General features: G+C 30.0%; 2 protein-coding genes. Both read left to right on the top strand.

The features are described from left to right. Nucleotides 1–2,274 (top strand): PolC-type DNA polymerase III (locus KHW44_RS07670; protein ID WP_304067989.1); only part of this gene is annotated, 2,274 nt, incomplete at its 5' end. Nucleotides 2,275–2,306: 32 nt separating this feature from the next. Further along, on the top strand, nt 2,307–3,290 hold the full coding sequence (locus KHW44_RS07665) for a PhoH family protein (protein ID WP_154272636.1): 984 nt from the start codon (nt 2,307–2,309) through the stop codon (nt 3,288–3,290). Nucleotides 3,291–3,325 lie beyond the last annotated feature (35 nt).

Below are 3,325 nucleotides of genomic sequence, written 5' to 3'. Positions count from 1 at the left end.
AGGTATGATTTTTTGGAGGTTCAACCACCACTTTATTATGATGGAGTAAAGTCAAAAAGAATGAGCTTTAACTTAAAGAGTTGTGAAGAATTAACTAGAAAACTATATGATTTATCAAAAAAGCACAATAAACCTCTTGTGGCTGATTCTTATGCAAAATACTTTGAAAAAACGGACTATATTTTTAGAAATATAATATTAGAAGGTCAACCTAGAAAAATTTATGGCGAAAAATTCCCTACGTTGTTTTTCAGAACAACTGATGAAATGATGAATGAATTTAGTTTTTTAGAAAAAGATGTGGCTGAAGAAATAGTAATAGATAATACCATAAAAATTTCAGAAATGCTAGATGATATAAAGCCAATACCAGATGGAACTTTTCCACCAGTTATAGAGGGGTCTGATACAGAATTAAGAAAAATGACTTATAAAAAAGCTAGAAGTATATATGGAGATGATTTACCAGAAATTGTTGAAAGTAGATTAGAACGTGAATTATCATCTATAATTTCAAATGGTTATGCTGTATTATATATTATCGCTCAAAAATTGGTAAAGAAAAGTAATGAAGATGGATATCTAGTAGGTTCCAGAGGATCTGTAGGATCTAGCTTTGTTGCGACAATGGCTGACATAACAGAAGTTAATCCTTTAATTCCGCATTATATTTGTGAGAACTGCAAACATTCTGAGTTTATACATGATGAAAATATAGGTTCAGGAGTGGATCTTGAAGATAAAATTTGTCCAGTATGTGGACAACCATTAAAAAAAGAAGGTCATAATATACCATTTGAAGTTTTCTTAGGATTTGATGGCGATAAAGAGCCAGATATTGATTTGAACTTTGCTGGGGAATATCAACCGACTGTTCACAAATATACTGAAGAATTGTTTGGGGAAGGTAAGGTGTTCAGAGCTGGAACTATTGGTACAATTTCCGACAAAACAGCTTATGGGTATATAAAAAAATATTTTGAAGATAAAAACGTATATGTTAATAATTCAGAGATAAAATACTTACAAAGAGGAATCTTGGGAGTTAAAAGAACTTCGGGGCAACATCCAGGTGGAGTAATGATAGTTCCAAGAGATAAAGATATTGAAGATTTTTGTCCAGTTCAACATCCTGCGGATGATGTTAACAGTGATATAATCACTACTCACTTCAATTATAAGTCTATAAGTGGTAGAATTTTAAAGCTTGACTTGCTTGGACACGACGTTCCAACTATTATAAAAATGTTGTCGGATATGACAGGAGTGGATCCATTAACTATTCCTATGGATGATAAAGAGACAATGAGTATTTTTTCTTCAATAGATGCTTTACACTTTGAAGAATTAATTGATGGACTGGATATTGGAACATTAGGAATACCTGAATTTGGTACAAACTTTGTAAGAGGAATGTTGAGAGATACAACTCCAAAAACTTTTTCAGAGTTAGTTAGAATTTCTGGATTGTCTCATGGAACAAATGTATGGTTAAATAATGCACAAGATCTAATAAGAGATGGTGTTGTCGAATTGAAAGATACTATTTGTACAAGAGATGATATTATGATTTATCTAATAAATAAAGGCCTTGAAAAGAAAAGATCATTTAAAATAATGGAAACAGTAAGAAAAAATAGACTTCTTGATGAAGATACTCTAAATTATATGACTGAAAACGGTGTGCCAGATTGGTACATTGAATCTTGTAAAACTATTGAATATCTTTTCCCGAAAGCCCATGCTGTAGCTTATGTTATGATGAGTTATCGAATTGCTTATTTTAAAGTACACTATCCAGAAGCTTTTTATTCGACATTTTTTACAATAAAATTACAAGATTATCCAGGTGATGTTATTGTAAGAGGATTAAGTGCAATTAGAGAAGAAATGCAATCTTTGAAGGATAAATACAAAGAATCAAATTCTAAGATGACAGCTAAGGATAGTAACAAATACTCTGTATTAGAAGTAGCAGAAGAAATGTATTGCAGGGGAATAAAACAATCAAGAGTTGACTTGCATAAATCTGACAAGGCTAAGTTCAAAGTATTAGAAAAAGGATTCATTCAGCCTCCTTTTAATGCACTAGAAGGGGTTAGCGACGCAAACTCTATTGCTATTTTTGAAGAAATACAAAAAGGTGATTTTATTTCAAAACAAGATTTTACTATGAGAACGAAAGTTAATAAAACAGCTTTAGAAATACTAGAAAACCACGGCGTTTTAGATGGTTTACAAAATGAAAACCAAATAAGTTTATTTGATTTTTAGTGATATGTTATAATTAGATAAATGGAGTGATTATGGATAAACATTTAATATACAAAACTAATAATGAAAAATTAATAACTTTTATTTTTGGTCAATTAGAAAAAAATGCAAAAAAAATTGAAGAAGCTTGTGATGTTATATTAAAGATTTCTGAAGAAGGTATTCTAATTAGTGGTTCTGATTTGAATATTGAAAGTGCAAGTAATCTTTTAGAATCAATAAATACACATACGTTATCGGGGAACGAAATAACAGATCAAGATTTGGACTATTTGCTTTCTAACTTAGAAAAAATAAAACAAGAAAATATTTCAAAAATTAAGGACTATGTAATTTGCTACAATTCAAAAGGTAAACCTTTAAAGCCAAAAACTGTAAATCAAAGAAACTATGTTGAAATGATTAATAAAAATGATATTGTTTTTGGAATAGGACCTGCAGGTACAGGAAAAACTTACTTGGCAATGGCTATGGCAATAAATGCATTTAGAAATAACGAAGTAGATAGGATAATTTTAACTAGACCAGCTGTAGAAGCTGGAGAAAGTTTAGGATTTTTGCCAGGAGATCTTCAAGAAAAAATTGATCCTTATCTAAGACCTATATATGATGCTATGTTTGATATATTAGGTTATGAAAATTTTGAAAAGTTTAAAGATAGAGGATTGATAGAAGTAGCACCATTGGCATATATGAGAGGTAGAACTTTAGATAATGCATACATTATATTAGACGAAGCACAAAATACTACCAATGAACAAATGAAGATGTTTTTAACTAGAATAGGATATGGTTCAAAAGCTATAGTAACGGGAGATATTACACAAGTTGACTTACCAAGAGGTAAAAAATCAGGGTTATTAGTTGCGACTAATATTCTTAGAGACATAGAAGGAATAAGCTTTTTAGAGTTTGAAAAAACAGATGTTGTAAGACATCCACTTGTACAAAAAATTATTGGAGCTTATGAAAAATTAGATAACAATAGGTCAAATTATGATAATACAGATAAGTAATAGACAAGATGATTTTCAAATTGATGATGAATTAA

This window comes from Finegoldia magna, assembly GCF_018371055.1.
In the GTDB taxonomy this organism is placed as follows: Bacteria; Bacillota; Clostridia; order Tissierellales; family Peptoniphilaceae; genus Finegoldia; species Finegoldia magna_I.
Note: the sequence above shows the minus strand (reverse complement) of the source record. Positions and strands in the feature narration are given on the sequence as shown.

Coding starts and splice junctions, on each gene's coding strand:
- KHW44_RS07665 (WP_154272636.1), top strand. CDS start 2,307: ATGGATAAACATTTAATATACAAAACTAATAATGAAAAATTAATAACT.